This window comes from Dermacoccus sp. SAI-028 (assembly GCF_004346775.1).
In the GTDB taxonomy this organism is placed as follows: Bacteria; Actinomycetota; Actinomycetes; order Actinomycetales; family Dermatophilaceae; genus Dermacoccus; species Dermacoccus nishinomiyaensis.
In genome coordinates this window covers 2,721,674-2,748,247 of sequence record NZ_SMFS01000001.1, presented here as the reverse complement: position 1 = coordinate 2,748,247, position 26,574 = coordinate 2,721,674, and the positions used below count along the sequence as shown (strand labels likewise).

The following is a 26,574-nucleotide window of genomic DNA, read 5'->3' as shown; positions in this document are numbered from 1 at the left end:
GGTTGCACGCTCGATCCATGATCGAAATCGTCATCGCGGGCATCATCGCCCTCGCACTGCTGGGGTACCTGCTGTACGCCCTCATCCGGCCCGAGAAGTTCTGAGGGCCGCGCACATGAACGTCACTCTTCAGGCGATCTGCATGATCGCCACCATCGCGCTGCTGCTGGCGTTCGTCCACGTGCCGCTCGGCACCTGGATGTACCGCTGCTTCACGGATGAGAATGACTGGGCGCCGGAGCGCCTCATCTACCGGGCCGTCGGCGTCGACCCGCGCGTCGAGCAGGGCTGGCGCACGTACGCCGTCGCCAGCGTCATGTTCGGCGTCGCGTCCGTCGTGCTGCTGTTCGCGCTCATCATGGCGCAGGGCGTCCTGCCCTGGGGCCTGGGGCGCAGCCAGGACTGGCACACGGCCTTCAACACGGCCGTGTCGTTCACGACGAACACGAACTGGCAGAGCTACGGCGGTGAGTCGGGCGCCGGGTACACCGTCCAGATGGCCGGCCTGAACGTGCAGAACTTCGTCTCCGCCGCGACGGGCATGGCCGTCGCCGTCGCCCTGTGCCGCGCGATCGCGCGCAGCAACGCCGCGACGATCGGCAACTTCTGGGTCGACCTCGTGCGCAGCTGCACCCGCATCCTGCTGCCCATCGCGTTCGTCGGCGCGCTCGTGCTCGTCGCGGGCGGCGTCATCCAGAACCTCAGCAGCCCGCACGACGTGACGACGCTCGTCGGCGGCAGCCAGACGATCCAGGGCGGCCCCGTCGCCTCCCAGGAGGTCATCAAGCTGCTCGGCACGAACGGTGGCGGTTTCTTCAACGCGAACTCGGCGCACCCGTTCGAGAACCCGAACGCGTGGACGAACCTGTTCGAGATCCTCCTCGTGCTCGCGATCCCCTTCTCGTTGCCGTGGATGTACGGCCTCATGGTCGGCGACCGCCGTCAGGGCGCGGTGTTCACGACGGCCATGGGCGCCCTGTTCACCCTGAGCGCCGGCCTCGGCATCTGGGCCGAGTCCAGCGGTGCGCTCGGCTCGATGGAAGGCAAGGAGCAACGCTTCGGCATCGTCGGATCGGTGCTGTTCGGCACCGCGACGACGGGCACCTCGACCGGTGGCGTCAACATGATGCACGACTCGATGAGCCCCCTCGGCGGCGGCCTCATGATGCTCAACATGATGCTCGGTGAGGTCTCGCCCGGCGGCGTCGGCACCGGCCTGTACAACATCATCATCTTCGCGCTGCTCACCGTCTTCATCGCCGGCCTCATGGTCGGACGCACGCCCGAACTGCTCGGCAAGGCCATCGGCCGACGCGAGATCACGTACTCGGCGCTCGCCGTCGTCGTCATGCCCGCGCTCGTGCTGATGTTCACCGCCGCCGGTGTCGTGCTGCCGGTCGCGAAGGACGCCCTGCTCAACCACGGCCCGCACGGCCTGAGCGAGATGATGTACGCCTACACGTCGGCGTCGAACAACAACGGTTCCGCCTTCGCGGGCCTGGCGGCCGACCAGCCGTACCTCAACCTCACGCTCGCGGCGTGCATGTTCCTCGGACGCTTCCTGCCCATCGTGCTCGTGCTCGCCGTCGCCGGCGCGCTCGTCTCGCAGCAGCGGCGCCCCGCCACGGCCGGCACGATGCCGACCCGCGGGCCCGTCTTCACCAGTCTGCTCGTCGGCATCATCGTCATCGTCGCCGGGCTGACCTTCTTCCCCTCACTCGCTCTCGGCCCGATCGCGGAGGCCCTCTCGTGAACGCATCACTCCCCCTTACGGCCCTCGAATCGGCGCCGGACGCCCTGCGCAAGCTCGACCCGCGCCACCTCGTGCGCACCCCCGTCATCTTCGTCGTCTGGGTGGGCTCGGTGCTCACGACGGTGCTGTCGATCATCCACCCGTCGGTGTTCTCGATCTCCGTCACGATCTGGTTGTGGCTGACGATCCTGTTCGCCAACCTCGCCGAGGCCATCGCTGAAGGGCGCGGCAAGGCGCAGGCCGACACCCTGCGTCAGACCCGCGTCGACTCCATCGCCCGCCGCCTCATGCCGCACGGCGGCGAGGAGCGCGTGCCCGGCACCGAACTGCGCGTCGGCGACCGCGTCGTCGTCGAGGCCGGCGAGGTCATCCCCGGTGACGGCGACGTCGTCGACGGTGTCGCGACGGTCGACGAGTCGGCCATCACCGGTGAGTCGGCGCCCGTCATCCGCGAATCGGGTGGCGATCGCTGCGCCGTCACCGGCGGTACGACGGTGCTGTCGGACCGCATCGTCGTCGAGATCACGAGCAAGCCCGGTGAGACGTTCATCGACCGCATGATCGCGCTCGTCGAGGGCGCCGAACGGCAGAAGACGCCGAACGAGATCGCCCTCGGCATCCTGCTGACGACGCTGACAATCATCTTCGTCCTCGCCGTCATGGCGATCTGGCCGATGGCGAGCTACTCGGGCCACGACATGTCGCTCGTCGTCCTCGTCGCGCTGCTCGTCTGCCTCATCCCGACGACGATCGGTGCGCTGCTGTCCGCCATCGGCATCGCCGGCATGGATCGCCTCGTGCAGCACAACGTGCTCGCGATGTCGGGGCGCGCCGTCGAGGCCGCAGGTGACGTCTCGACGCTGCTGCTCGACAAGACCGGCACGATCACCTACGGCAACCGCCGCGCCGGTGACGTCGTCCCCGTCGAGGGTGTCTCGCGCGCGGATCTCGTCCGCGCCGCTTGCCTGTCGTCGCTCGCCGACGAGACGCCCGAAGGCCGGTCGATCGTCGAATACGCTGCGGCAGAAGGGTTCACGGCGACCGAGATCGCGGACGTCGTCACCGTTCCGTTCACCGCGCAGACCCGCATGTCCGGTATCGACCTGCCCGACGGCAGCGCCATCCGCAAGGGCGCCGGCTCGGCCGTCGCCGCGTGGGTGCACGAGCTGGGCGGCCACATGGCGCACGACATCGACGCTCGTGTCGAGGCGATCAGCCAGGCCGGCGGCACGCCACTCGTCGTCGCCGAGCGTGACGCCGACGGCACCGCCCGGATGCTCGGCGTCATCCACCTCAAGGACGTCGTCAAGCCCGGCATGGCCGAGCGTTTCGCGCAGATGCGCGAGATGGGCATCCGCACCGTCATGATCACGGGCGACAACCCGCTGACGGCCGCCGCGATCGCGAAGGAGGCGGGGGTCGACGACTTCCTCGCCGAGGCGACGCCCGAGGACAAGATGCGCCTCATCAAGGCCGAGCAGGAAGGCGGACGTCTCGTCGCGATGACCGGTGACGGCACGAACGACGCGCCCGCCCTCGCGCAGGCCGACGTCGGCGTGGCGATGAACACAGGCACGTCGGCGGCGAAGGAGGCCGGCAACATGGTCGACCTCGACTCCAACCCGACGAAGCTCATCGACGTCGTCGCCATCGGCAAGCAGCTGCTCATCACCCGCGGAGCGCTGACGACGTTCTCGATCGCCAACGACGTCGCGAAGTACTTCGCGATCATCCCCGCGATGTTCGTCGTCATCTTCCCGGGCCTGAGCAAGCTCAACATGATGCATCTGCACAGCCCCGAGTCGGCGATGCTGTCGGCGGTCATCTTCAACGCCCTCGTCATCGTCGCGCTCATCCCGCTCTCGCTCAAGGGCGTGGCGTACCGCTCGCTCGGTGCCGCCGCGATGCTGCGCCGCAACCTGCTCGTCTACGGCGTCGGCGGCGTCATCGCGCCCTTCGTGGGCATCAAGCTCATCGACCTCGTCCTGTCCGTCACCCCGGGAGTGAAGTGACATGTTCGTTCTTCGTCAGGGTTGGGCCGCGCTTCGTGCGCTCCTCGTCCTCACCGTCGTCCTCGGCATCGCCTACCCGTTGCTCGTCACGGGCGTGGCGCGGGCGATGCCGGCCCGGGCGGACGGCTCGATCGTCCGCGCCGAGGGTCGCGAGGTGGGTTCCAGTCTCATCGGCCAACCCACGAGCGACGCGAAGTGGTTCGCGGCGCGCCCGTCCGCCGTCGAGGCCCCCGGCGCCGAGAGCGGCGGCTCGAACCTCGGCCAGAACGCCGACGAGCAGAAGAAGGCGATCACCGAGCGTCGTGCGGCGCTGACGAAGGCCAACCCGAACGCGACGGGCCCGATCCCGGACGACGCCCTCACCGCGAGCGGCAGCGGCGTCGACCCGGACATCAGCGTCGCCTATGCCCGCTGGCAGGCACCGCGGATCGCCGCGGCCCGCGGGATGAGCGTCGCCGACGTCGAGAAGGTCATCGACGCCCACATCGAGAAGCCGGCCCTGGGCTACCTCGGCGCCGAACGGGTCAACGTGCTCGACCTCAACATCGCACTCGCGCAACGCGCTGCTCGCTGAGCGGGCGGAAACCGCGACGGCAGAAGAAGATGGACGCATGACACGAGGCACGTTGCGCATCTACCTCGGTGCGGCCCCCGGCGTCGGCAAGACCATGGCGATGCTCGCCGAGGGCCGACGCCGGGCCGGGCGGGGAACGGACGTCGTCGTCGGTTTCTGCGAGACCCACGGGCGCACGGCGACGGCCGTCGCGCTCGAGGGCCTCGAGGTCATGCCGCGACTGCGGCGCGAGTACCGGGGCGCGACGCTCGAGGAGATGGACCTCGACGCCGTGCTCCGGCGCGCGCCGCAGGTCGCGCTCGTCGACGAACTCGCGCACACCAACGTGCCGGGCGGCCGCCACGAGAAGCGGTGGCAGGACGTCGAGGACCTGCTCGCGGCGGGCATCGACGTCGTCTCCACCGTCAACATCCAGCACCTCGAATCGCTCAACGACGCGGCGTTCGCCATCACCGGCGTGCTGCAGCGCGAGACGGTGCCGGATGTCGTCGTCCGGCGCGCCGAGCAGGTCGAACTCATCGACATGGCGCCCGAGGCACTGCGTCGGCGGATGGCGCACGGCAACGTCTACAAGCCGGAGAAGGTCGACGCGGCGCTCGCCAACTACTTCCGCCAGGGCAACCTGACGGCCCTGCGCGAGCTCGCGCTGCTGTGGCTCGCCGACCGCGTCGAGGAGAGCCTGACGGCCTACCGCAGCGACCATGACATCGTCGGTACGTGGCCGACACGTCACCGTGTCGTCGTCGCCCTCTCCGGTGGGCGCGAGGGCGCGACGCTGCTGCGCCGCGCCGCCCGCATTGCCGCGCGCGGCAGCGGCGGCGAGATGCACGCCGTCTTCGTCGTGCGCGACGACGGCCTGCGCACCGCCGAGGCCGACGTCGTCAGCGGCCTGCGACGCCTCACCGAAGAGCTCGGCGGGACGTTCCACACCGTCAGCGGGCCCGACGCGGCCGAGGCCGTCCTGCACTACGCGCGCGGCGTCAACGCCGACCAGATCGTCGTCGGCCTCAGCCGGCGCTCGCGGGCCCAGGCGATGCTGCGTCCCGGCACGGGCGAGCGCATCATCGCGGGTTCGGGCGAGGACATCGACGTCCACGTCGTCACCCACGAGCTCGCGCACGTGGGCTCGTCACCGACCGAACGCGAGGGGTTGTCGACGCGCCGGGTGCGGCTCGGCTTCCTCACCTCGGTGACCGCCCCGGCGCTGCTGAGCGCCCTGCTCGTGCCGCTGCGCTCCGGTGTCGGGCTGCCGCTCATCGTGCAGCTGTACCTGCTGCTCACCGTGGTCGTCGCGCTCATCGGCGGGATGGCGCCCGCGATCACGGCCGGTGTGCTGTCGTCCCTGCTCATCAACTGGTTCTTCACCCCGCCCATCGGCACGCTGACGATCTCCGACCCACAGAACGTCGTCGCGCTCGTGCTCTTCGTCGTCATCGGCGCCGCCGTCTCGCTCGTCGTCCACGCGAGCGCCCGCCGGGCCGCCGACGTCAGCGCCTCGCACCAGGAGGCGACGGCGCTCGCCGAACTCAGCCACACGATGCTGTCCTCCGCCGACCAGCTCGCGCTGCTGCTCACGCGCTCGCTCGAGATGTTCGACCAGGACGCGGCGGCCGTCGTGCGCACCCGCGGGCCGGGTCGCAGCGTCATCGCCTCGACGGACGGCTACAGCGACGTCGCCGCGCAGGCGCTGCCGCGCGAGAAGACGACGGTCGAGCGCATCGACGACGAGCACGACCTCGTCCTCGTGGGGCGCCCCGTCCCCGCCGAGCGGCAGCGGCTGCTGGGGGCGTACGCGATGCACGCGGCGGCCGTGCTGCACCGTCGAGCGCTGCTCGACCTCGCCGAGTCGGCCGACACCCTCGTGCGCGACAACAAGGCGCGCACCGCGCTGCTGTCCGCCGTCTCCCACGATTTGCGCACGCCCCTGGCCGGCATCAAGGCCGCCGTCGGCAGCCTGCGCAGCGACGAGGTGACGTTCTCGCCGGAGGACCAGGCGGAACTGCTCGAAGCCGTCGAGACGTCGGCCGATCGGCTCGATGCGCTCATCGGCAACCTGCTCGACGCCTCACGGCTGCAGACCGGCGCGCTCGTCGCGAACCCGCGCGAGATCGACCTCGCCGAGGTCGTCACACCCGCGGTGCGCGCCCTCGAGACACCCGATCGCGTCACCTGGCACCTCGACGACGCCGCGCGCCACGTCGTCGCCGACCCCGGCCTGCTCGACCGCGTCCTCGCGAACGTCCTCGAGAACGCCCTGCGTCACGGCGGCAGCGACGGCGTTGTCGTGACGACGAGTGCGCTCGGCCCGCGCGTCGAACTACGCGTCGCCGACCACGGCCCGGGCATCCCCGACGAGGCGCGCGAAGAGATATTCCGGCCCTTCCAGCGCTACGGCGACGCACCCGCGGGTGACGGCATCGGGCTCGGTCTCGCCGTCGCGCGCGGCCTGACGGAGGCGATGGGCGGCATGCTGGAGGCGGAGACCACTCCCGGTGGAGGTGTCACGATGGTCATCGTCCTGCCGGCCGTGGCGAACGCAGCGGGTGCGACGAGCGAGGCCGAGCCCGGCGCTGAATCGGAACCCGAGTCGGCGCCCGAGGCCCGGCCCCAGGACGCTGAGGCCGACCAGCCGGTCGATACCCGGTTCGCAGACGCAACCACGCGCGGTGAGTCATGAGTGAACGAGTGCTCGTCGTCGACGACGACCCGACGATCGCGCGGACGCTGCGCATCAACCTCAAGGCGCGCGGCTTGGACGTCGAGACCGTCGGGTGCGGCCTCGATGCCCTCAGCACGTGCGCAGACGCGATGCCCGACCTCGTCGTCCTCGACCTCGGCCTGCCCGACCTCGACGGCGTCGACGTGCTGCGCCAACTGCGTCAGAGCTCGAGCGTGCCTGTCATCGTGCTGTCGGCTCGTCAGGAAGCCGATGACAAGGTCGAGGCGCTCGACGAGGGTGCCGACGACTACGTGACGAAACCGTTCGGCATCGAGGAGCTCATGGCGCGCGTGCGGGCCGCGCTGCGGCGAGGCGGCGCCGAACCGTCCGGCCCGGCGCCCGTCGTCACCGCGGACTTCTCGCTCGACTTCACGACGTACGAGGCGAGCGGGCCGACGGGGGCCGTCCACCTCACGCCGACGGAGTGGCGCCTGCTCGCCGAACTCGCGCGCCACCGCGGGCGCGTCGTGCCGCACGAACAACTGCTGCGCGCCGTGTGGGGGCCGCAGTACGGGCGCGAGTCGAACTACCTGCGCGTCTACTGCGGGCAGCTGCGTCGCAAGCTCGAACCCGAACCGTCCCTCCCGCGCTGGATCGTCACCGAACCCGGCATCGGCTACGTGCTGCGCTGACGCGCCGCGCAGGGCTCGTCAGTGCGCCTTCGCCGTCAGCGTGATGAGTGTCGCCTCGGGACGGCAGGCGAAGCGCACGGGCGTGTACTTGTTGTGTCCGAGCCCGGCGGAGACGTGCAGCCACGCCGCGTCGTCGGGCGCGGCGGACGACGGCAGCGCGGTGCGGCGCCGTTCGCGCGCCGTAGCCTCCGAGCGCGAGACCGAGTCGTTGTGCACGCGGTGGGCGTCGAGGACGTCGAAGCGCTCGCCGATCTCGGCGGCGGAGTCGAGGGGCGAGCCGTCCGTTGCGAGCGCACCCGGCCCGATCGGCACGGCCTGCGTCGAGTCGACGCCGGACGCGCCGGGCCACCAGCGCGAGACGCCCTTGACGCGCGAGGTGTCGAGGTCGCAGTTCGTCACGAGCGCGCCGTGGAACGGCACGCACAGCTGCCCGCCGTGCGTGTGACCGGCGATGACGGCGTCCGCGCCGTCGGCCGTCATCGCGTCGAGCACGCGCGTGTACGGCGCGTGGACGACGCCGATCGTCGCGGCCACCTCACCTCGGCGCGACGCGGCCTCACCGGCGACCTGCGCGTAGTCGTCGTACTCGAGGTGCGGGTCGTCGACGCCGAGAAGCTCCAGCGCCACGCCGTCAGCCCCCACCCGCACCCGCTCGCGTCGATGCGTGAGGTCGAGCCAGCCGCCCGCGGTGAAACCGTCACGCAACTGGGCGATGTCGAACTCACCCGTCTGCATCGCCGCGCCCTTGGCATGCGAGTCGTCGAAGTAGCGCAGGGGGTTCTTGAGCTTGGGGTAGAAGTAGTCGTTCGAACCGAAGACGAACGCGCCGGGAAGCTCCATGAGCGGCCCCATCGCGCGCAGCGCAGCGGGGATGGCGTGCTCGTCGCTGAGGTTGTCGCCGGTGTTGATGACGAAGTCGGGTTCGAGCCGCGCGAGCTGACGCACCCACTGGATGCGTCGTTCCTGACGCGGCACGATGTGCAGGTCGCTGACGTGCAGCACCCGCAGCGGCGCCGTCCCGGGGGCGAGCACCGGCATCTCGACGCGGCGCAGCGCGTACCAGTTGCGCTCGATGAGCGAGGCCCAGGCCAGCGCCGCCGTACCGCCGGCGGCCGTGCCTGCAGCGGCCAGCGACAGCGCGCGGGGGAGGGGGCGGGCGGGGAAACTCATGCGGGGATTCTCGCACCGGGGTGGAAGAATGACCGCATGAACGCAACCGGCGCCACCACCTTGAAGGCCACTCTCCACACCGACCTGACCGACGCGATCCGCGAGCGCGATCAGGTGCGTAGCGCGACGTTGCGCATGGTCCTGACGGCCGTGTCGAACGCCGAGGTCGCAGGCAAGGAGCACCGTGAGTTGAGCGATGACGAGGTGCTCGCCGTCATCGTCAAGGAGGCGAAGAAGCGCCGCGAGGCGGCTGACGCCTACGTCGGCGCCGGGCGCACCGAGCTCGCCGAGAAGGAGAACGCGGAACTCGCCTGCCTCGAGGGGTACCTGCCGAAGCAGCTGAGCGACGACGAGATTGACGCGATCGTCGCCGAGGCCGTCAGCGCCACGGGCGCATCCGGCATGAAAGACATGGGCAAGGTGATGGGCGTCGTCAAGCCCAAGATCGGCGAGCAGGCAGAGGGTGGGCGCGTCGCGGCGGCCGTCAAGAAGGCGCTCGCGGGCTGATCACTTGCTGCGGGCTCAGGTGCCCGAATGGCGGTGAGGGCCGTGCCGACCCCAGCGGTCGGCACGGCCCTCAGCGTTCGTGCACGTCTCAGCTCTCGCGGCGGATGCCTGCGGCGGCCTCGTCGGCGCGCGCCATCTTGAACAGGGTCGCCCACGACTTGACGTCCGGACGGCGACGCAGCAGCGCGCGGCGCTCACGCTCCGTCATGCCGCCCCAGACGCCGTACTCGGTGCGGTTGTCGAGCGCGTCGGCGAGGCATTCGGCGACGACGGGGCAGCGCTGACAGATCGTCTTCGCCGACTGCTGCGCAGCCCCCTTGGCGAACAGTTCGTCAGGTGCCGCCGCGGCGCACTGGGCGCGGGCGGCCCAGTTGTCGTCCCAGACGGGCGTCTGCATCTCTTCTTCGGCCATGATCGTCATCGGTGCCCTCCCCTTGTTGGTGCGGATGACGGTGTGGCGTGCGCCACATACAAAGGTTGCTATACGCACAGTAGGCGTGGTTACTGGTGAGTTTCCATGGGGATTGAGTACCAAAAACGTTAGTACACGCGGTCGGCGCGGGGCGCGCCGAACCACGCCTCGAAGGCTTTGACAGGCTGCCCCGATACGCTGAGCGGCATGCGTGGAAAGTCTCCTGGCGCCGATGCGTCGGCCAAGAAGCAAGCCCGGAAGAAATCTGACGGTGGCCGTCAGCGTTCTGCGATGGGCTCGGTTCTCAGCCTCCTCGGCGCGTTCGTCGCCACCTCGATGGCGCTGGGCCTGCTCTTCGCGGGCCTGCTCATCCCCGCCACGGGCCTCGCGGGCGCGAGCGTCAAGGGTGGCGTCAAGGAGTTCGACGACATGTCGGGCACGCTCACCGAAAACGCGTTGAGCCAGCAGTCGAAGATCCTGGCGAAGGACGGCTCCGTCATCGCCACCCCGTATGACGAGAACCGCATCGTGGTGCCGTCGTCGGCCATCCCGAAGGTGATGAAGGACGCGCAGGTCGCCATCGAGGACGAGCGCTTCTACGACCACGGCGCGCTCGACCAGCGCGGCATCCTGCGCGCTGTCGCCGCGAACCTCGTCTCCTCGAGCACGCAGGGCGCCTCGACGCTGACGCAGCAGTACGTCAAGGTCGCCGCGCAGCGCGCCGCGATCGAGAGCGGCGACAAGGAGGAGGCGAAGAAGGCCGTCGCGCAGCACGGCACCGACGCCTATGTCCGCAAGATCAAGCAGCTCAAGATGGCGGTCGAGCTGGAGAAGACGCACACGAAGGATCAGATCCTCACGAGCTACCTCAACCTCGTCTTCTTCGGTGACGGCACGTACGGCATCGAGGCCGCTTCCCAGCACTACTTCGGCCATCCGGCGAAGGATCTGACGCTGCCCGAGGCCGCCACGCTCGCGGGCGTCGTCAACCTGCCTGGTTCGACCGACCCGGTGCACAACCCCAAGGCTGCGGTGAAGCGCCGCAACATCGTGCTCGAGAAGATGATCAAGCAGGGGCGCGTGAGCAAGGCCGACGGTGAGAAGGCCATCGCCAGCCCGCTGCAGACTCACGTGACGAACATCGCCGGTGGCGGTGGCGGTGGCTGCCAGGGCAGCAAGTACCCGTACTTCTGCGACTATGTCACCGACTGGGTCGCCGACCAGCCCGCGCTCGGCGCGAACCGCAAGGAGCGCCTCGCCAAGCTGAAGACCGGCGGCCTGACGATCCAGACCTCGCTCGACCCGAAGAAGATGTCGGCCCTCGACTCGAACCTCAAGAAGCGCGTTCCCGTCGGCAACGGCGCGGACGTGCAGGCAGCGGGCGTCATCATCGAACCCGGCACGGGTCTCGTCCAGGCCATGTCGCAGAACGCCAAGTACGACGTCGCCGGATCGAACCACTTCTCGACGTCCGTCGACTGGGTCCGCTCGGGCTTCCCCATCGGTTCGACGGCGAAGATCTTCGCCATCGTCGAGGCGATGCGTCAGGGCCGCGCCGTCGACTCGACGGTGAACGTTCCCGCCATGAACGGCACGAAGGACGGGCGCCCGGTCTACAACTTCACGTCGAAGACGTTCCCCGGCCAGTGCGGTCAGGGTGCCGGCAACTGGTCCGTCGGAAACGACCACCCGGTGCCGTCCGGCCCGATGAGCCTGAGCAAGGCCACCGCCGAATCGGTCAACACCGCCTTCGGAGCCCTCGTGGCGTCGCTGGGGCCGTGCAAGGTGCGGGACACCTTCAAACTCATGGGTGTTCAGGCCCGTGACCTCAAGACGGGCGGGTGGCGCGACATCCGGCGCGACCCCTCGTCGATCGTGCTCGGCTCCGACTCGTCCTCGCCGATGATGATGGCCAACGCGTTCGCCACCGTCGCGGCGGACGGCAAGTACTGCGCACCCCGCCCCGTCGTCTCGATCAAGCAGGCGAACGGCAAGCCGGTGGCGCTCAAGGTCGAGCCGTGCAAGCAGGTCATCAGCCAGCAGGAGGCTCGCGGAACGGCGGAGATCTTCACCCACGTATTCGACAGCGACGGCACCGCCTCCGATGCCAAGCTGGCCGACGGGCGGGAAGCTTTCGGCAAGACCGGTACGGTCGACGGATCCCTGCACACGTGGTTCGTCGGCTCGACGAAGCAGCTCTCCACGGCCGTCTGGGTGGGTCGCGGTTTCGACAACAAGAACCCGATCAAGAACGTCTCCATCGGGGGCAAGCACATCGGCACCTTTTTGTACGGCGGCGACATCGCGGCGCCGGTGTGGAAGGCGACGATGGACACGATCTCGAAGGGCATGCCCAAGGCGAAGCTCGCCGAACCCGACAAGGCGACCAAGCAGGGCGACGAGGTGAGTGTCCCCGACGTCAAGGGCAAGAGCGAGGCGGACGCGAAGTCGACACTCGAGAAGGCCGGTTTCCTCGTCACCGTGTCGAAGCAGAACTCCGGTGACGTCTCCGGCGGCCAGGCGTTCAAGACCGACCCTGCGGCCGGCCAGAAGCTCGGCAAGGGCAAGAAGATCACGCTGTACGTCAAGCCCTGATCGTCAGGTGCTGGGCGCCGACTGACGCAGGCTCGCGAGGCCCACCCCGTCCTGGGGTGGGCCTCGCGCCGTCATGGGGTGGGGTCTGCCTCGGGCCGCTTCGACCGCGATGGCGGTGGGTGGCTCTAGGGTGGAGGCATGCAGAAATGGGAATACTTCACCGCGCCGATCATGGTCCACGCCACGCAGCAGATCCTCAACAACTTCGGTGAGGACGGCTGGGAGCTCGTGCAGATCGTGCCCGGCCCCGACGGCAACGGTCTCGTCGGCTACTTCAAGCGCCCCAAGGCCTGAGCGATGAGCGCGATCGAGAAGCGTCTCGCGGAGCTCGGGTTCGAACTGCCCGAGGTCGCAGCGCCCGTCGCCGCATACGTCCCGGCGGTTCGTGACGGCGACCGCGTACACACCTCCGGCCAGTTGCCCATGGTCGCCGGCAAGCTGCCGCTGACGGGCAAGGTCGGTGCCGAGGTCAGCGCCGAGCAGGCCAGCGAGCTCGCTCGTACGTGTGCGCTCAACGCGCTCGCGGCGATCAAGAGCGTCATCGGCGACCTCGATCGCGTGACGCGCGTCGTCAAGGTCGTCGGGTTCGTCGCCAGCGACCCGTCGTTCACGGCCCAGCCGGGCGTCGTCAACGGCGCCTCGCACCTGCTCGGCGATGTCTTCGGCGACGCCGGCGTGCACGCGCGCTCGGCCGTCGGCGTGGCCGTCCTGCCCCTCGACGCACCGGTCGAGGTCGAGATCACCGTCGCCGTTCGCGACTGAGGGGCCCCGTGACCACGTCGTCGCAGGTGCGCGAGTTCCCGATCGGGCCGTTCCGCGAGTCGGCCATGCGCTGGCTCGACGCCGTCGGCCGGGGCGAGCAGGGCGACGAGGCGGCGCCCTCGCAGGCGGCCACCGTCATGCTCGTGCGCGGTGAACCGCTTGAGGTCTTCGTGATCGAGCGCGCCTCGACGATGGACTTCGCGCCGTCGACGTGGGTGTTTCCCGGTGGGCGGGTCGACGCAGCCGATGAGGACGTCGTGAAGGCCGGGTTGCTCGACGGTTTCGACGCCGGGGACGCGGGGCGCGACCTCGGGATCGACGCCGACGCGGTAGGCGCCGTCGTCGTGTGCGCCCTGCGGGAGTTGTTCGAGGAGGCGGGCGTGCTGCTCGTCGACACGAACGTACGCGGGAACGCAGTCGGCGACGGAGCCGACGCTGGGCTCGCAGCTGAGACAGATGGCCCAGCCGAGGCTGCGGGGCCTGACGTCGAGCTACGCACGCGCCTCGAGGCGCACGAGGTGACGTTCGTCGACGTGCTCGCCGGGCGGCGACTGCGCGCCGACCTCGTCGCGGCCGTCGACCGCTGGATCACCCCGCCGTTCGAGAAGCGACGCTTCGACACGTGGTTCTTCACGGCGTTGCTGCCGGAGGGCGCCGTCGCCGATGCCGTCTCGCGTGAGTCGCAGCGTGGCCGCTGGGTGCGCCCGCGGGAGATGCTCGACGAGATGGCGGCCGGGCACGTCCGGCTCCTGCCGCCGACCCGCACCGGTCTGGAGCGGCTGACGCGCGCCGTGAGCGCGTCCGAGGCCCTGACGCAGGCGCGAGCTGCAGCGTTCGAACCGACCCGTCCCGAACCGCTCATGGGCCCCGACGGCCCGTACCTGCGAGCCCGTATCAACCTCTGAGGGAGCACCTTCCGTGACCGACCAGGCGACCACGCATCCACTGCCCCCTGGCGTGCTTCACGTGCGCTGCGACAACCCGAGCGCAATGACGCTGAGTGGCACGAACAGCTATGTCATCACGCGAGCTGACGGCGTTGCCGACGGCGGCGAGCGCGCGCTCGTCATCGACCCGGGGCCGGACGAGCACGGGCACGTCGGTGCAGTCGTCGACGCGGTGCGCGGCGTGAGTAACGTCGACGTCCTGCTCACGCATCATCATGACGATCACGAGGGCGGCGCGGCGAGGCTCGTCGAGCTGCTGTCCGAGGCAGGGGGCTCGGCGCGCGTCTGGGGCGGCGACCAGGGTATCCCGCTCGTCGACGGGCAGATCTTCGACGACGTCCAGGTCGTCTTCGCGCCCGGTCATACTGCGGATTCGGTCGGGTATGTGCTCGAACGCGACGGCGATGTCGTGCTGTTCAGCGGCGACACGCTGCTCGGCGGCAGCAGTTCATTCATCGCCTACCCCGACGGCGACCTCACCGACTACCTCGTGACGCTCGACGTGCTCGAAGCGGCCCTCGAGGCAACCCCCGGCGCCGTGCTGGCACCCGGGCACGGCGACGTCGGCGGCGACGCCCTCGCCGTCATCGACGCATACCGGCATCACCGCGACGAGCGGCTCGACGAGGTGCTGGCCGCGCTCGCCCAGGCACCGTCCGACGCTGATGACGCCGCGCGCGTCGACGCCGTCATCGACGGTGTGTACGGCGGCGTCGACGCGGCCCTGCGCCCCGCCGTCGAAGCCGTCGTCGCGGCGCAGTTGGCGCATCTGACGCGTATTGGCGAAGTCTGAATCAAGCACTGACGGACGTCGAAGGCCGCCCCACCGATTCGGTGGGGCGGCCTTCGACGCGTGGGGGAGCCTCAGCGAGCGCGTCGCTGCAGACGCTCGACGTCGAGCAGCGTGACGGCGCGTGCCTCGAGCTTGAGCCAGCCGCGTCCGGCGAAGTCGGCGAGGGCCTTGTTGACCGTCTCGCGCGAGGCACCGACGAGTTGCGCCAGCTCCTCCTGCGTCAGGTCGTGTGCGACGAGGACTCCACCGTCGACCTGACGGCCGAAGCGGCTCGCCAGGTCGAGCAGCGCCTTGGCGACGCGGCCGGGAACGTCGGTGAAGACGAGGTCGCCGAGCGCCTCGTTGGTGCGGCGCAGGCGGCGCGCGATCGAACCGAGCAGCTTGACGGCGACCTCGGGGCGCGTCGAGACGAACTCGGTGAGCTCGGCGTGCCCGAGCCCGACGAGGTCGGTGCCGGCGACGGCGGTCGCCGTCGTCGTGCGGGCGCCCGGGTCGAAGAGGCTGAGCTCACCGAACATCTCGCCGGGGCCGAGTACGGCGAGCAGGTTCTCGCGGCCGTCGGGGGAGCGGCGGCCGAGCTTCACCTTGCCGGAGGTGATGACGTAGAGCCGATCGCCGGGCTCGCCCTCCTCGAACAGCACGTCACCACGTTCGATGCGCGCACGCGACATGCGCTGAAGAAGAGCCTGCGCATCCTCGTCGCTCAGCGCAGCGAAGAGGGGGGCCTGACGCACAACATCGATGTCCACCTCTCCATCCTGCCACGTTTCGCGTGACGGGCCGCACAGCACAGCTGTTTACTGCTGGGCGACGTGATGTGACGGCCCCCACCCACGGGCCGTCGGAGGGGGTTGTCAGCGCTGCGTTCTAGGGTGTGAGCATGAGTTCTTCCCCGTCCGTTCCGGCCGGCGACGCTGGCCCGGCGGCCTCCTCGTCAGGGCCCTCGACGTCGCCCGCGCGCAGGATGCCGCGTCGTGCTGCCGCGCGCCCCGAGACGCACACGGCGCTCGTGCGACAGGCGCGTCGCATCTACCGCACGCTCATCGCCCAGTACCCGTACGCGCGAGCCGAACTCGACTTCGAGTCGCCGCTCGAACTGCTCGTCGCCACCGTCATCTCGGCGCAGACCACCGACGTCGGCGTCAACAAGGTGACGCCGGTGCTGTTCGCGCGCTACCCCGACGCCGCGGCGCTCGCGGGCGCCGATCCGGCCGAGATGGAGGAGATCCTGCGTCCGACGGGGTTCTACCGGGCCAAGACGCGCGCCGTCATCAAGCTGAGCCAGGACATCGTCGAGCGCTTCGACGGTGAGGTGCCCGGCCGGCTCGACGACCTCGTGACCCTGCCCGGCGTCGGCCGCAAGACGGCGAACGTCGTGCTCGGCAACGCGTTCGGCGTGCCCGGCATCACCGTCGACACGCACTTCGGGCGGCTCGCGCGCCGGTTCGGGTGGACGACGTCCGAAGACCCCGTCAAGGTCGAGGCCGAGGTAGGTGCGCTGTTCCCGAAGAAGGACTGGACGATGCTCAGCCACGTCGTCATCTTCCACGGCCGGCGCATCTGCCACGCCCGCCGCCCGGCTTGTGGGGTCTGCCCGGTGGCGCAGTGGTGCCCGTCGTTCGGCGAGGGGGAGATCGACGCCGATGCAGCCCGCAAGCTGCTCAAGTACGAACTGGCCGTGCCGAAGGGCGGTGAGGCCCTCGTCGGCCTCCTCGTCGACGGCGCTGAACCCGACGCCTCGTTCTCGACCGGGCATCGGGGCACTCCGACCGTCCCGCGGCACTCGGGGCTCGCGTGATGACGGACGCGTCCGAGGCGCCGGCTTGGTTGCATCGTGTCCACGAGCTCGGCTCGTCGGACCGGCTGCGCGGTGCCTGGCCGTCGCCGGAGCCCGGGGCCCGTGAGTCGGCCGTCCTCATCCTCTTCGGGCCGACGGACGGCGCGATGGCGGGGCTCGAGTCGCTCGACGAGCAGGGCGGGGGCGTCGATGTCGTCCTCACCCAGCGCGCGGATGCGATGCGCACGCATGCGGGGCAGGTCTCGTTTCCCGGCGGGGGAGTCGAGCACGACGACGCGGACGCCGTCGCCACGGCGCTGCGTGAGGCGCACGAGGAGATCGGTCTGTCGCCGGCGGGCGTCGAGGTGCTCGGAGCGCTGGCACCCGTCGCGCTGACGGTGACGAACTTCGCCGTCACGCCGGTGCTGGCGTGGTGGCAGCAGCCGTCGCCGGTCGCCGCGCTCGACCCGATCGAGGTGGCACACGTCGCGCGGGTGCGCGTCAGCGACCTCGTCGATCCGGCCAATCGCCACACCGCGACGCATCCGCGCGGTTTCGCCGGGCCGGCGTTCACCGTCGACGGGCTGTACGTGTGGGGTTTCACAGCGTTCCTGCTCGACGCCGTGCTCACCGCTGCGGGGCTCACCCGCGCCTGGAACACCGGCGACCGCCGTCAGGTGCCGCAGCGGTTCCTGCGCTGACGTCGGCTGTCGCCTGGAGCGGTGGCGTTCCTGGGGGCGTCCAGATCGTGCGGGTATGACGAAGGCGGCCCCCCGCATGGGGAGCCGCCTTCGTCGAGCGTCCGACGCGAGCGTCAGACGTGGTGGATCACTTGGCGGGCTTGATGGCCGCGACCGTCGCCTGCGCGTTCTCGATCGTCTTCTCGGGCTTGCCCTTGATCTTCTTGAGGGCCTTGATGCCGATGAGCGCGAGCACCGCGGCGACGACGGCGAGGATGCCGGCGACGATGAGGAATCCGGCCCACGGGTTCCAGCCGAAGATGTTCGACAGGCCGTAGGCGAGGGACGTCAGCAGGAAGCCGAGCATGAAGAGTGCAAGGACGCCCGCCGCAGCGAGCATCCCGCCGCCCTTGCCGGCCTTCTGCGCATCCGCCTTGATCTCGACCTTCGCGAGGTCGATCTCACCCTTGACGATGTTCTGCAGGTCGGTGGTGGCGTCCGAGACGAGCTGACCCAGCGTGCGCTCGGTGCCTCGCGTGGTGTTGAGAGCCATGGGGTTTTCTCCTGTCAGCAGGCACTCGCTCGAGCTCGAGTGAGGTGGCCTGGCGCGTCAGACAATTCGTACTTGCCCCACAGACTACCGATTCGTGGGGTTTCGCGCCCACCGGGCCACAGGATGAGGCGTGTCGGTGGGCTGCGGGCGGGTCAGGCCGTGCTGGGGCGCTGGTAGACGTCGGGGATGCCGTCGTGGTTGTCGTCCCGCTCTTCCTCCTCGGCGAGCTGGGCGTAGACGCGGTTGCGTCGTGCCAGCACGATGCTGGCGAGCGCAGCCGACAGCAGGCTGCCGAGCAGGACGCCGATCTTGACGTGGTCGTCGGCGGAACTGCCTGATCCGAACGCGAGTTCACCGATGAGCAGGCTGACGGTGAAGCCGATGCCGCCGAGCAGGCTGAGGCCGAAGACGTCGCTCCACGTGAGGTTGTCGTCGAGTTCGGCGCGTGTGAACTTGCTGACGAGGAACGTGCTGCCGAAGATGCCGACCGCCTTGCCGAGCACGAGCCCGGCGATGACGCCGATCGTCACGGCGTCCGTCAGCGTGTCGGTGATGCTCGTGCCGACGACGGTGACGCCCGTCGAGAAGAACGCGAAGACGGGCACCGCGAAACCGGCGGAGTAGGGGTGCAGGCGCTGCTCCATGCGGTCGGCGATCGCGCGCTTGCCCTTGACCGGCACGAGCAGGCCGAGGACGACACCGGCGATCGTCGCGTGAATGCCCGAGTTGAGCACGCACACCCACGCGGCGATGGCCAGCACTCCGAGGACGACGGGGTTCTTGAGGCCCCGCTGAACGGCGACGCCGAAGAGCGCGATCGGCACGATGGCCACGACGAGCCACGTCAGCGAGAAGCCGTGGCTGTAGAAGATCGCGATGATCGTGATGGCGATGAGGTCGTCGACGACCGCGAGGGTGAGCAGGAACGAACGCAACGCCGTCGGCAGGTGCGAGCCGATGACGGCGAGCACCGCCAGCGCGAACGCGATGTCGGTGGCCGTCGGGATCGCCCACCCCTGCGCGCCGTCGCCACCGGCATTGATGGCGGCGTAGATGAGAGCGGGGACGGCGACGCCGCACACGGCCGCGATGACGGGAACCGCCGCAGCCGAGGGGTTCTTGAGATCGCCGACGACGAACTCGTGCTTGAGCTCGAGGCCGACGACGAAGAAGAACAGTGCGAGCAGACCGTCGGCCGCCCAGTGCGCGACGGACATGTTGAGCCCGAGGAAGTGCGGGCCGATGTGCGCGTCGCGCAGCACCTCATAGCTGTGGCTCCACGGCGAGTTCGCCCACGTCAGCGCAGCCACGGCAGCCATGAGCAGCAGGACCCCACCGATGGTCTCCGTCTGGAGCAGTTCCTTGACGCGCCTCGCCTCGGGCCACGTGCCGCGGGTGAACATTCGCTTGGCCATGCGACCTGCCGTCGCGACGGGGGCTTGGTGCGCGTAGGTCTTGAAGTCCTCGAACTCCGGCGGCTCGTCACTCATCGGAGGGAGGGGGTTCTTGTTGCCGGGCATGGGCGGCTCCTCGGGGGTAGCGCTGAGCAGGGGCACCCGGTGGCTCGTGAGCACTCCTCGGGCGGCCGACCAGACTTCCCGGCACACCAATTGCTGAGAATTCTACGGGAGTTCGCCCCACGTCCGATCCGACGTCCGGTGCGCGGGACGCCCCTGCCCCCGTCCAACTGGCCCCACCACGCGATGGCGGGTAACTCAACGCCGGCAGGCAAGTGCCCGCCTACCTGTGAGTTACCCGTCATCGTGAGCCGGTGAGCCGGTGAGCCGGGGTGCCGGAGGCGAAGAGCTACTTCTTCAACCCCGCCTGGATCTGAGCCATGACGCTCGGGTCGGCCAACGTCGTGGCGTCACCGGCTTCACGGCCCTCGGCGACATCCTTGAGCAGGCGTCGCATGATCTTGCCCGAACGCGTCTTCGGCAATTCGTCGACGACGAGCACCTGTCGCGGCTTCGCGATCGGCCCGATCTGACGACCGACGTGCGTGCGCAGCTCCTGGACGAGCTCTTCGCGGGCTGCGTCTTCGGCGTAGTTCTCCCGCGATTCTTCGCGCAGGATGACGAACGCGCAGACGGCCTGGCCGGTCGTCTCGTCCGCGGCGCCGACGACGGCGGCCTCCGCGACCGTGTCGTGGCTGACGAGCGCCGACTCGATCTCGGAGGTCGACAGGCGGTGACCGGATACGTTCATGACGTCGTCGACGCGGCCGAGCACCCAGATGTTGCCGTCCTCGTCGCGCTTCGCGCCGTCACCGGCGAAGTACATGTCGGGGAAGCGCGACCAGTACGTGTCCTCGTAGCGCTGACGGTCGCCCCAGATGCCGCGCAGCATCGACGGCCACGGGTCGCGGATGACGAGGTAGCCGCTCTCGCCGTTCGGCACGCTCTTGCCCTCTTCGTCGACGACGTCGGCGGTGATGCCGGGCACGGGTGCCTGCGCCGAACCGGGCACGAGCGCCGTGACGCCGGGCAGCGGCGACATCATGATCGCGCCAGTCTCCGTCTGCCACCACGTGTCGACGATCGGGGCCTCACCCGCGCCGATGACGTCACGGAACCACATCCACGCCTCAGCGTTGATCGGCTCGCCGACCGAGCCGAGCACCCGGATGCTCGACAGGTCGTACTCCTGCGGGATCTCCTCGCCCCACTTCATGCAGGTGCGGATCGCCGTCGGCGCCGTGTAGAAGATCGACACCTTCTTGTCGGCGATGATCTCCCACCAGCGACCCTGATGCGGGGTGTCGGGCGTGCCCTCGTACATGACCTGCGTCGCGCCGTTCGCGAGCGGGCCGTATGTGATGTAGCTGTGGCCGGTGATCCAGCCGACGTCGGCGGTGCACCAGTAGACGTCCGTGTCGGGGTGGACGTCGTGGACGACGGCGTTCGTGTACGCCGCCTGCGTCAGGTAGCCGCCCGAGGTGTGGAAGATGCCCTTCGGCTTCCCCGTCGTGCCCGAGGTGTAGAGGATGAACAGCGGGTGCTCCGCATCGAAGTTCTCGACCTCGACGACGGGTTCGGCGGCCTCGAGCGCCTCGTCCCACCACATGTCCTTGTCACCCATCGTGACGTCCTCGCCGGTGCGCTTGACGACGAGTACGCGCTGCACGCTCGTCTCCCCGCTGACGGCCTCGTCGACGGCCGGCTTGAGCGCGCTCGGCTTGCCGCGGCGATAGCCGCCGTCAGCGGTGATGACGACCTTCGCCTCACCGTCGGCGATGCGGGTGCGCAGCGCGTCCGCCGAGAAGCCGCCGAAGACGACGGAGTGGACGGCGCCGATGCGCGCGCACGCGAGCATCGAGATGACGGCCTCGGGGATCATCGGCAGGTAGATCGCGACGCGGTCACCCGCTTCGACGCCGGCGGCGCGCAGAGCTCCGGCGGCGCGCTGCACGCGCTCGGTGAGGTCGGCGTACGTGATGGCCTGCTCGTCGCCCGGCTCGCCGACGAAGTGGATGGCAACGCGCTCGCCGTTGCCCGCCTCGACATGGCGGTCGGCGCAGTTGTAGGCGACGTTGAGCTCACCTCCGACGAACCATTTCGCGACGGGCGCGTCGGACCAGTCGAGGACCTCGTCGAAGTCCTTGCTCCAGGTGAGGCGCTCGCGGGCCTGCTTCGCCCAGAACGCGAGGCGGTCGGCGCCGGCCTCTTCGTACAGCGACGCCTGGCCCACGGCCTGGGCCGTGAAGGCCTCGCTCGGGTGGAAGGGGCCGGGCGTGGGGTCGGGGGTTTCGCTCATGGCGGGCGCTCCTTGCTTCGTCTCGGACACTCCGGCGTCGGCCGCCGAGCTGGCGGGCGCCGGGCCTGCTCGCGCTCGGATCGGGGGAGGCCCCGGATCGTCGGCGCGATGAGGTGTGGATCACAGGCGTCAACCCTTTTCTATCGCATCGCCCGGGTGGCGCGTCGAGGGCGGTTCGCATACTGACGGGTAGCAAACGTGGGGCGCTGAGTACGCTTGCGCCATGACTGCGACCGTCGACGCCGTGCGTGCCCTTGCCGACCTGCCCGAGGTGGGCGAGAGTGTCGATCGTGCCCGTGAAGCCTGCACCGAACTGCGCTGGCACAACGCGTTGCGACGGCGCATCCCGCAGGCCGCCGCCGAGTCGCGTGTGCGCGGGGCGCGGGCCAGCGCCGCGCTGGACGGCGCCGAGGTCTCCGTCGACGTCGTGCGTGAGTTGGTCGTCGGGCTGACGTCGTGGCCCGAGGAGCCCGACCCGCTCGAGCGGGCGCTGCGCGGCGCGGTGCAAGCCACCGCCGAGACGGAGCATGCCCGAGACCTCGTGCTGACGTCCCCCGCTCAGGCCCTCGCACGCCTCCACGTCGCCGTAGCGGGGTCTTCGGCGGGTGTCGATCTGCCGCCCGACGCCGTAGGACGCCCCCGTCGCGATGACGAGGTGTGCGCCGAACTCGTCGAGGTCGGAGCGCCCGTGCCGGCACTGGAACTTCCCGCGCGGCTCGGAGGGCTCTACGAACTCGTCGCGTGCCATGACAAGGCACCGGTGGCGGTGGTCGCCGCCCTCGCTCATGCCGAGATCGCGACGATGCGCCCCTTCGTGCGCGGGAACGCGATCGTGGCGCGAGGTTTCGAGCGGGCCCTCGTGCAGGCCGCCGGGCTCGACCCGACGGGAGTCTGCGTGCCCGAGGTCGGCCACCTGCGCGAGGCGAGCGCGGGATACGTCGGGGCGCTCGCGGCGTATGCGACCGGCTCCGCGGACGGGGTTCGCCTGTGGCTGACGTTCTGCGTCGGCTCGTACGAGCGGGGCGCGCGTGAAGGCATGCGCATCGCGGACGCGGTCCTCGCCGGGCGGCTCGGCGGATTGTAAGCAATTGCCACCCACTTCAGGGTGGAGTCTTGGCGTAATGTGGGTGAAGTCTCAGTAAATCAACAGGTTCCGGCTTGGATTAGCGTGCCCACCGTGACATATTGAAGCAGTGCGCTCCCCTCGGGTCGAGCGCTGGCGTGCATGCCGCACCCCCAAGGGTATGCACGCATAGACAGCCCCCGTCGTCCCCCCGACGGGGGCTGTCGCTGTTCCTGGCCGGTGGGTGCGGCGGGGGCTGGAATTCGGCGGGCCCCGACGGAGGCGCTGAGGCCGCGACGGGCGGGTGCGTCATCCACAGGGTGTGACGGCTACGGCCGGTTTTTGCCCTCGCCTGCAGGCTGATCCACAGGTTCGGCTCTCGCGACCTTGGCCCGGGCTGGTGCCGGCCGTGACGGTGGAGCCATGAACGCATGGGACGACGCGGGGGCGAGATTCGAACTCCCCGGGCGGCATCGAAGCCGCAGTGAAGAGCAGTCCGCCGAGTCGGCGCGAGGCGACGGAGCGCGTGATGCCTGGCCGGATGGCGAGGTGTTCGCCGACGACGTCGATGATCTGGCCGGTTCGGGCGGTGGCATCGTCGGCGTCGGGGATGGGGCCCTCGAGGCCCCGCTCGTGCGTGGACGTCGCATCGCGGTGATGTGCCCCGATTCGAGCATCGACGGTGCGTGCTTCGGGGCTGCGCTCGCGGGGTATCTGGCGAAGGTCGCGGCGGCCAGCGGCTCGTCGAGACCGCCGGTGGCCCTCGTCGACGGTCAACCCGGAACGGGTGGGCTCGACGTGCTGCTCGACCTCGAGACGACGCCCGGTGCGCGCTGGCCGGCCCTGCGTGGCGCGGGATCCCACATCGACGGTGAGCGGCTGCTCGCCGCCCTGCCGCAGCGCGACGGGGTGGCGGTGCTCAGCCACACCGCCTCTCCCGCCGTCGTCGACGAGGAGTCGAGGCGCGCGACGCACGAGGCGCTCGCCCACGTCGCGGGGGACGTCGTGCACTGCCTGGCCGCGCATCCGCTGCCACGCCCGGGGGAGTTCGACGTCATCGTGCTGCTCGTGCGCGGCACGCTCGCGTCGACGGCTGCAGCGCAGCACACGGTGCGAGCGCTCACGGAGCTCGCGCTGGACGAGCCGGGCGGCTCGAGCATCGCGCCGGTCGCGCTCGTCGCGCTCGAGACGCCGGTGCGTACGCGCTCCGTGCTCGCCGAATCGCTCGGTGCCCCGCTTGTCGCGGCCGGCCCGACGCGGTGGCGCATGAGCGCCCACTGCCCGGCCGACCTGCTCGCGGGCCGATGGCCGGGGCAGCGTGAGACGACGATGACCCGCCTCGTGCGCGACGTGTCGATGTTCGTCGCGCGCCTCGAACGGGAGCCGTCATGGGCGTAGCCGAAGGCATGTGGAAGGAGATCCACGCCGGGCGTGCACCGAGCGCGCGCTCGCTCGAATCGCTCGTGAAGCTCGACGCGCCGGTGTTCGGGCAGGAGCAGCGCGTCGCACTCGAGGCGCGCCTCGACGCCGATGTCCTCGGCGCCGGGCCGCTGCGTGAAGCGCTCGAACTCCCCGGGGTGAGCGACGTGCTCGTCAACGGCACCCGGGGTGTCTGGGTCGATCGCGGATGCGGCGTCGAACGGATCGCGCTCGACCTGGGCGGCGAGGAAGACGTGCGGCGACTCGCCGTGCGCCTCGCTGCCGCAGCGGGCCGGCGCCTCGACGACGCGAGCCCCTACGTCGACGCCGTCCTGCCCGGCGGGGTGCGACTGCATGCGGTGCTGCCGCCGCTCGTCGACCACGGCGCACACCTGAGCCTGCGTGTGCCGGGCGGCTTGCGAATCGGTCTCGGCGACCTCGTCGCCCGCGGCGCGATGGACGACGAGGTGGCCGCGCTGCTGCTCGCCCTCGTGCGGGCCAAGGTGTCCTTCGTCATCAGCGGTGGCACCGGAACGGGCAAGACCACGCTGCTCGCGGCGCTGCTGCGTCACGTGCCCCACGACGAACGCCTTCTCGTCGTCGAGGACGTACGGGAGCTCGCCGTCGAACACCCGCACGTGGTGCGACTCGAGGCGCGCTCCCCGAACGTCGAGGGGGTCGGCGAAGTGCCGCTGGCCGCGCTCGTGCGGCAATCCCTGCGCATGCGGCCCGATCGGATCGTCGTCGGCGAGGTGCGTGGCGCCGAGGTGCGTGAGCTCATGACGGCGCTCAACACGGGCCACGAGGGTGGGTGCGGCACCGTTCATGCCAACGCGGCGGCCGACGTGCCCGCGCGTTTCGAAGCGCTCGGCGCGCTGGCCGGCATGAGCCCCGAAGCAGTGCGCACACAGCTGCGGCCGGCGATCAGCGTCGTCATCCACGTCGAACGCGTCGACGGGATGCGCCGCGTCGCGAGCGTCGGGGTGATGGGGGGCGACCATCACGGCTTGCGGGTCGAGGCAGCCTGGCAGCGCGGTGTGCGCGCGGGTGCCTGGCCCGCTCTGTGCGACCTGGCAGGTGTGCGATGAACGTCATGACCTTGGCGCTCGCCGCTGCCGTCGCCGTCATCGCTTGGCCGGCTCGGGTGCAGGCTCTTCCGCGGGAGGACCGGCGGCCGGTGCGAGGGGTGCGGCGCCTGAGCAGCAGCGATCCCGAGGCCGAATGCCTGCAGCTCGTGGACGCTCTCGTCACGGTGCTGCGCGCCGGGTCGGCCGTCACGCCGGCCCTCATCATGGCGCTCGATGGTGTGGGGGCCACCTCGGCGGGTGGGAGCGCGACGAGTGCCGGGTGGCAGCGGCTGCGCCTCGAAGCGGTGCGCGACGGTGATGTCGTGCAGGTCTGGCGCGACCTCGGACGCTTGTGGCGCAGCGCCGCGTTCGAGGAGGTCGCCGCGGCCTGGCAGCTGTCGGCGCGGCACGGATGCCCACTCGCCGACGCGATGGAGGGTGCCGCCCGCAGTGTGCGAGCACGGCGCTCGCATCGTGCGTGCGTGGACGGTGCGACGGCGGGTGCGAAGGCAAGCACGTCGGTGCTGCTGGGCCTGCCGGTGCTCGGGGTGGGCCTCGGGATGCTGCTGGGCGTCGACATGCTCGGTTGCTACAGCGGCTTCTCCGGGCTGGTGACGCTGTGGCCCGGGATTGCGCTCATGTTCGTCGGGGCGCGGTGGTCGCGTCGCATGACGGCGTCCGCGCTCAAGGCACCGACCGAGGCGGCGACGTCATGACGGTGTGGGTGCTGGTGGCGGCGAGCGCCGCTGCGATGGCGTTGTGGCCGAGTTCGACGCGGGCCGAGCGGCCCGTCCTCGTCACGAGCGACGAGAGCGACACGGCGGATCATCCGTTGGCGGTCGCCTCCTCCATCGATCTGCTCGCCCTCGCACTGGAAGGCGGGGCGCCCGCCGTCGTCGCGCTCGAGGCCGTGGGAGCGGCGCAGCGGGGAGGGCCGTCGACGGAGACGGCGTTTCGGGATGCCGGCGGGCTCGAGCTGCCGAACAGCGCAGGCTCGCCGGGGAACGCGGCCGGTGGCGTCAGTACGGTCAGCCGCGTCGCGGCGGCGCTGCGCTGGGGCGTGGACGAACGTAGCGCTTGGGCGCTCGCGCCGCCCGTCTGGCGTCCCGTCGCGACAGCCTTCGAACTGGCCGGACGTTGCGGCGCGGCGCCGAGCTCGCTGCTGCGTCAGGCGGCCGACGACCTGCGTCGCTCCGAGGCCGAACGTGTCACGCAAGCGGGCGCGAAGGCCGGCGTGCGCATCGTCCTGCCGCTCGGCTTGTGTTTTCTGCCCGCCTTCATCCTCATCGCCATCGTTCCGCTCGTGCTCGGGCTCGTGAAACTGCCCGCCTGAGCGCCCACACACTCCGTCGCCGCCGGCGCCGGGACGTCCACTCCGGACGA

At 70.3% G+C, this 26,574-nt stretch carries 25 protein-coding genes; 19 read left to right on the top strand and 6 right to left on the bottom strand.

Annotated features, from left to right (window positions below; all coding sequences use genetic code 11):
• The first annotated feature begins 2 nt into the window (after positions 1 to 2).
• The 6 genes from kdpF to EDC82_RS12500 are packed head-to-tail and all read left to right on the top strand — an operon-like array spanning position 3 to position 7,690.
• Positions 3 to 104, top strand: coding sequence for a K(+)-transporting ATPase subunit F (kdpF, locus tag EDC82_RS12525; protein ID WP_197079011.1), 102 nt, complete (start codon positions 3 to 5; stop codon positions 102 to 104).
• A gap of 11 nt (positions 105 to 115) precedes the next feature.
• Positions 116 to 1,753: a potassium-transporting ATPase subunit KdpA gene (gene kdpA / locus EDC82_RS12520; RefSeq protein WP_006943959.1), complete on the top strand. Its 1,638-nt coding sequence runs from the start codon at positions 116 to 118 to the stop codon at positions 1,751 to 1,753.
• Positions 1,750 to 3,765, top strand: a complete 2,016-nt coding sequence (gene kdpB, locus EDC82_RS12515; protein ID WP_131941723.1) for a potassium-transporting ATPase subunit KdpB — start codon at positions 1,750 to 1,752, stop codon at positions 3,763 to 3,765. The genes kdpA and kdpB overlap by 4 nt, the downstream gene beginning before the upstream one ends.
• Position 3,766: 1 nt before the next feature.
• A complete protein-coding gene (gene kdpC / locus EDC82_RS12510; protein ID WP_131941721.1) occupies positions 3,767 to 4,339 on the top strand; it encodes a potassium-transporting ATPase subunit KdpC in 573 nt (190 codons plus the stop codon).
• Positions 4,340 to 4,376: 37 nt separating this feature from the next.
• Complete coding sequence (locus EDC82_RS12505) at positions 4,377 to 7,016, top strand: ATP-binding protein (RefSeq protein WP_062256084.1); 2,640 nt, start codon at positions 4,377 to 4,379, stop codon at positions 7,014 to 7,016.
• On the top strand, positions 7,013 to 7,690 hold the full coding sequence (locus EDC82_RS12500; protein ID WP_006943998.1) for a response regulator: 678 nt from the start codon (positions 7,013 to 7,015) through the stop codon (positions 7,688 to 7,690). The genes EDC82_RS12505 and EDC82_RS12500 overlap by 4 nt, the downstream gene beginning before the upstream one ends.
• Before the next feature lie 18 nt (positions 7,691 to 7,708).
• Here the strand turns inward: EDC82_RS12500 and EDC82_RS12495 are convergent, their stop codons facing one another.
• Positions 7,709 to 8,860 carry a metallophosphoesterase gene (locus EDC82_RS12495; RefSeq protein WP_006943988.1) on the bottom strand — a complete coding sequence of 384 codons (1,152 nt, stop codon included), beginning with the start codon at positions 8,858 to 8,860 and terminating at the stop codon, positions 7,709 to 7,711.
• 36 nt (positions 8,861 to 8,896) lie between these two features.
• Here EDC82_RS12495 and EDC82_RS12490 point away from each other — a divergent pair, with 36 nt between their 5' ends.
• Complete coding sequence (locus EDC82_RS12490) at positions 8,897 to 9,367, top strand: GatB/YqeY domain-containing protein (RefSeq protein WP_006943945.1); 471 nt, start codon at positions 8,897 to 8,899, stop codon at positions 9,365 to 9,367.
• 88 nt (positions 9,368 to 9,455) lie between these two features.
• On the opposite strand, the gene EDC82_RS12485 is transcribed toward EDC82_RS12490, so the two are convergent.
• Positions 9,456 to 9,788 carry a WhiB family transcriptional regulator gene (locus EDC82_RS12485; protein ID WP_006943975.1) on the bottom strand — a complete coding sequence of 111 codons (333 nt, stop codon included), beginning with the start codon at positions 9,786 to 9,788 and terminating at the stop codon, positions 9,456 to 9,458.
• 198 nt (positions 9,789 to 9,986) lie between these two features.
• Between EDC82_RS12485 and EDC82_RS12480 the strand changes: the two genes are divergently transcribed.
• The 5 genes from EDC82_RS12480 (at position 9,987) to EDC82_RS12460 (ending at position 14,876) form a co-directional block, all read left to right on the top strand.
• A complete protein-coding gene (locus EDC82_RS12480) occupies positions 9,987 to 12,374 on the top strand; it encodes a transglycosylase domain-containing protein (RefSeq protein WP_006943977.1) in 2,388 nt (795 codons plus the stop codon).
• 138 nt (positions 12,375 to 12,512) lie between these two features.
• Complete coding sequence (locus EDC82_RS12475) at positions 12,513 to 12,668, top strand: DUF4177 domain-containing protein (RefSeq protein ID WP_006943980.1); 156 nt, start codon at positions 12,513 to 12,515, stop codon at positions 12,666 to 12,668.
• A 3-nt stretch (positions 12,669 to 12,671) separates the two neighbouring features.
• Positions 12,672 to 13,136 (top strand): RidA family protein, encoded by a 465-nt coding sequence (locus EDC82_RS12470; protein ID WP_006944011.1) that lies wholly within the window; start codon positions 12,672 to 12,674, stop codon positions 13,134 to 13,136.
• Positions 13,137 to 13,144: 8 nt separating this feature from the next.
• Positions 13,145 to 14,041, top strand: coding sequence for an NUDIX domain-containing protein (locus EDC82_RS12465; RefSeq protein ID WP_006943946.1), 897 nt, complete (start codon positions 13,145 to 13,147; stop codon positions 14,039 to 14,041).
• A gap of 13 nt (positions 14,042 to 14,054) precedes the next feature.
• Positions 14,055 to 14,876 carry an MBL fold metallo-hydrolase gene (locus EDC82_RS12460; RefSeq protein WP_006943960.1) on the top strand — a complete coding sequence of 274 codons (822 nt, stop codon included), beginning with the start codon at positions 14,055 to 14,057 and terminating at the stop codon, positions 14,874 to 14,876.
• Positions 14,877 to 14,947: 71 nt separating this feature from the next.
• Here EDC82_RS12460 and EDC82_RS12455 read toward each other — a convergent pair whose 3' ends face one another.
• Positions 14,948 to 15,625 (bottom strand): Crp/Fnr family transcriptional regulator, encoded by a 678-nt coding sequence (locus tag EDC82_RS12455; RefSeq protein ID WP_006943962.1) that lies wholly within the window; start codon positions 15,623 to 15,625, stop codon positions 14,948 to 14,950.
• 215 nt (positions 15,626 to 15,840) lie between these two features.
• Between EDC82_RS12455 and nth the strand changes: the two genes are divergently transcribed.
• Positions 15,841 to 16,674 carry an endonuclease III gene (nth, locus tag EDC82_RS12450; RefSeq protein ID WP_006943929.1) on the top strand — a complete coding sequence of 278 codons (834 nt, stop codon included), beginning with the start codon at positions 15,841 to 15,843 and terminating at the stop codon, positions 16,672 to 16,674.
• Positions 16,674 to 17,354, top strand: coding sequence for a CoA pyrophosphatase (locus EDC82_RS12445; RefSeq protein ID WP_040014339.1), 681 nt, complete (start codon positions 16,674 to 16,676; stop codon positions 17,352 to 17,354). Before nth ends, EDC82_RS12445 begins: the two co-directional genes overlap by 1 nt.
• 127 nt (positions 17,355 to 17,481) lie before the next feature.
• Here the strand turns inward: EDC82_RS12445 and EDC82_RS12440 are convergent, their stop codons facing one another.
• The 3 genes from EDC82_RS12440 to acs form a co-directional block, all read right to left on the bottom strand.
• Positions 17,482 to 17,886, bottom strand: coding sequence for a phage holin family protein (locus EDC82_RS12440; protein ID WP_006943992.1), 405 nt, complete (start codon positions 17,884 to 17,886; stop codon positions 17,482 to 17,484).
• A 152-nt stretch (positions 17,887 to 18,038) separates the two neighbouring features.
• The gene (gene nhaA, locus EDC82_RS12435) at positions 18,039 to 19,406 is read right to left on the bottom strand and encodes a Na+/H+ antiporter NhaA (protein ID WP_131941719.1); all 1,368 of its coding nucleotides are present in this window, start codon (positions 19,404 to 19,406) and stop codon (positions 18,039 to 18,041) included.
• A gap of 286 nt (positions 19,407 to 19,692) precedes the next feature.
• Positions 19,693 to 21,642: an acetate--CoA ligase gene (gene acs / locus EDC82_RS12430; protein ID WP_131941717.1), complete on the bottom strand. Its 1,950-nt coding sequence runs from the start codon at positions 21,640 to 21,642 to the stop codon at positions 19,693 to 19,695.
• A gap of 223 nt (positions 21,643 to 21,865) precedes the next feature.
• Between acs and EDC82_RS12425 the strand changes: the two genes are divergently transcribed.
• From EDC82_RS12425 to EDC82_RS12410, 5 genes are all read left to right on the top strand, one after another.
• Positions 21,866 to 22,726: a hypothetical protein gene (locus EDC82_RS12425; protein WP_006944034.1), complete on the top strand. Its 861-nt coding sequence runs from the start codon at positions 21,866 to 21,868 to the stop codon at positions 22,724 to 22,726.
• Between the two features lie 402 nt (positions 22,727 to 23,128).
• Positions 23,129 to 24,103 (top strand): hypothetical protein, encoded by a 975-nt coding sequence (locus EDC82_RS12420; protein WP_006943999.1) that lies wholly within the window; start codon positions 23,129 to 23,131, stop codon positions 24,101 to 24,103.
• Entirely contained in the window at positions 24,094 to 25,212 is a 1,119-nt protein-coding gene (locus tag EDC82_RS12415) for a TadA family conjugal transfer-associated ATPase (RefSeq protein WP_231729428.1), read from the top strand. Before EDC82_RS12420 ends, EDC82_RS12415 begins: the two co-directional genes overlap by 10 nt.
• Entirely contained in the window at positions 25,209 to 25,907 is a 699-nt protein-coding gene (locus EDC82_RS14620) for a type II secretion system F family protein (protein ID WP_006944015.1), read from the top strand. Before EDC82_RS12415 ends, EDC82_RS14620 begins: the two co-directional genes overlap by 4 nt.
• Positions 25,904 to 26,524 carry a type II secretion system F family protein gene (locus tag EDC82_RS12410; RefSeq protein WP_006943927.1) on the top strand — a complete coding sequence of 207 codons (621 nt, stop codon included), beginning with the start codon at positions 25,904 to 25,906 and terminating at the stop codon, positions 26,522 to 26,524. Before EDC82_RS14620 ends, EDC82_RS12410 begins: the two co-directional genes overlap by 4 nt.
• Positions 26,525 to 26,574 lie beyond the last annotated feature (50 nt).

Bases quoted from the DNA above. Each gene is read 5' to 3' on its own strand.
- kdpA (WP_006943959.1), top strand. From the start codon at position 116: ATGAACGTCACTCTTCAGGCGATCTGCATGATCGCCACCATCGCGCTG.
- kdpC (WP_131941721.1), top strand. From the start codon at position 3,767: ATGTTCGTTCTTCGTCAGGGTTGGGCCGCGCTTCGTGCGCTCCTCGTC.
- EDC82_RS12505 (WP_062256084.1), top strand. From the start codon at position 4,377: ATGACACGAGGCACGTTGCGCATCTACCTCGGTGCGGCCCCCGGCGTC.
- EDC82_RS12500 (WP_006943998.1), top strand. From the start codon at position 7,013: ATGAGTGAACGAGTGCTCGTCGTCGACGACGACCCGACGATCGCGCGG.
- EDC82_RS12495 (WP_006943988.1), bottom strand. From the start codon at position 8,860: ATGAGTTTCCCCGCCCGCCCCCTCCCCCGCGCGCTGTCGCTGGCCGCT.
- EDC82_RS12490 (WP_006943945.1), top strand. From the start codon at position 8,897: ATGAACGCAACCGGCGCCACCACCTTGAAGGCCACTCTCCACACCGAC.
- EDC82_RS12485 (WP_006943975.1), bottom strand. From the start codon at position 9,788: ATGACGATCATGGCCGAAGAAGAGATGCAGACGCCCGTCTGGGACGAC.
- EDC82_RS12480 (WP_006943977.1), top strand. From the start codon at position 9,987: ATGCGTGGAAAGTCTCCTGGCGCCGATGCGTCGGCCAAGAAGCAAGCC.
- EDC82_RS12475 (WP_006943980.1), top strand. From the start codon at position 12,513: ATGCAGAAATGGGAATACTTCACCGCGCCGATCATGGTCCACGCCACG.
- EDC82_RS12470 (WP_006944011.1), top strand. From the start codon at position 12,672: ATGAGCGCGATCGAGAAGCGTCTCGCGGAGCTCGGGTTCGAACTGCCC.
- nth (WP_006943929.1), top strand. From the start codon at position 15,841: ATGCCGCGTCGTGCTGCCGCGCGCCCCGAGACGCACACGGCGCTCGTG.
- EDC82_RS12445 (WP_040014339.1), top strand. From the start codon at position 16,674: ATGACGGACGCGTCCGAGGCGCCGGCTTGGTTGCATCGTGTCCACGAG.
- EDC82_RS12440 (WP_006943992.1), bottom strand. From the start codon at position 17,886: ATGGCTCTCAACACCACGCGAGGCACCGAGCGCACGCTGGGTCAGCTC.
- nhaA (WP_131941719.1), bottom strand. From the start codon at position 19,406: ATGCCCGGCAACAAGAACCCCCTCCCTCCGATGAGTGACGAGCCGCCG.
- acs (WP_131941717.1), bottom strand. From the start codon at position 21,642: ATGAGCGAAACCCCCGACCCCACGCCCGGCCCCTTCCACCCGAGCGAG.
- EDC82_RS12425 (WP_006944034.1), top strand. From the start codon at position 21,866: ATGACTGCGACCGTCGACGCCGTGCGTGCCCTTGCCGACCTGCCCGAG.
- EDC82_RS12420 (WP_006943999.1), top strand. From the start codon at position 23,129: ATGAACGCATGGGACGACGCGGGGGCGAGATTCGAACTCCCCGGGCGG.
- EDC82_RS12415 (WP_231729428.1), top strand. From the start codon at position 24,094: ATGGGCGTAGCCGAAGGCATGTGGAAGGAGATCCACGCCGGGCGTGCA.
- EDC82_RS14620 (WP_006944015.1), top strand. From the start codon at position 25,209: ATGAACGTCATGACCTTGGCGCTCGCCGCTGCCGTCGCCGTCATCGCT.
- EDC82_RS12410 (WP_006943927.1), top strand. From the start codon at position 25,904: ATGACGGTGTGGGTGCTGGTGGCGGCGAGCGCCGCTGCGATGGCGTTG.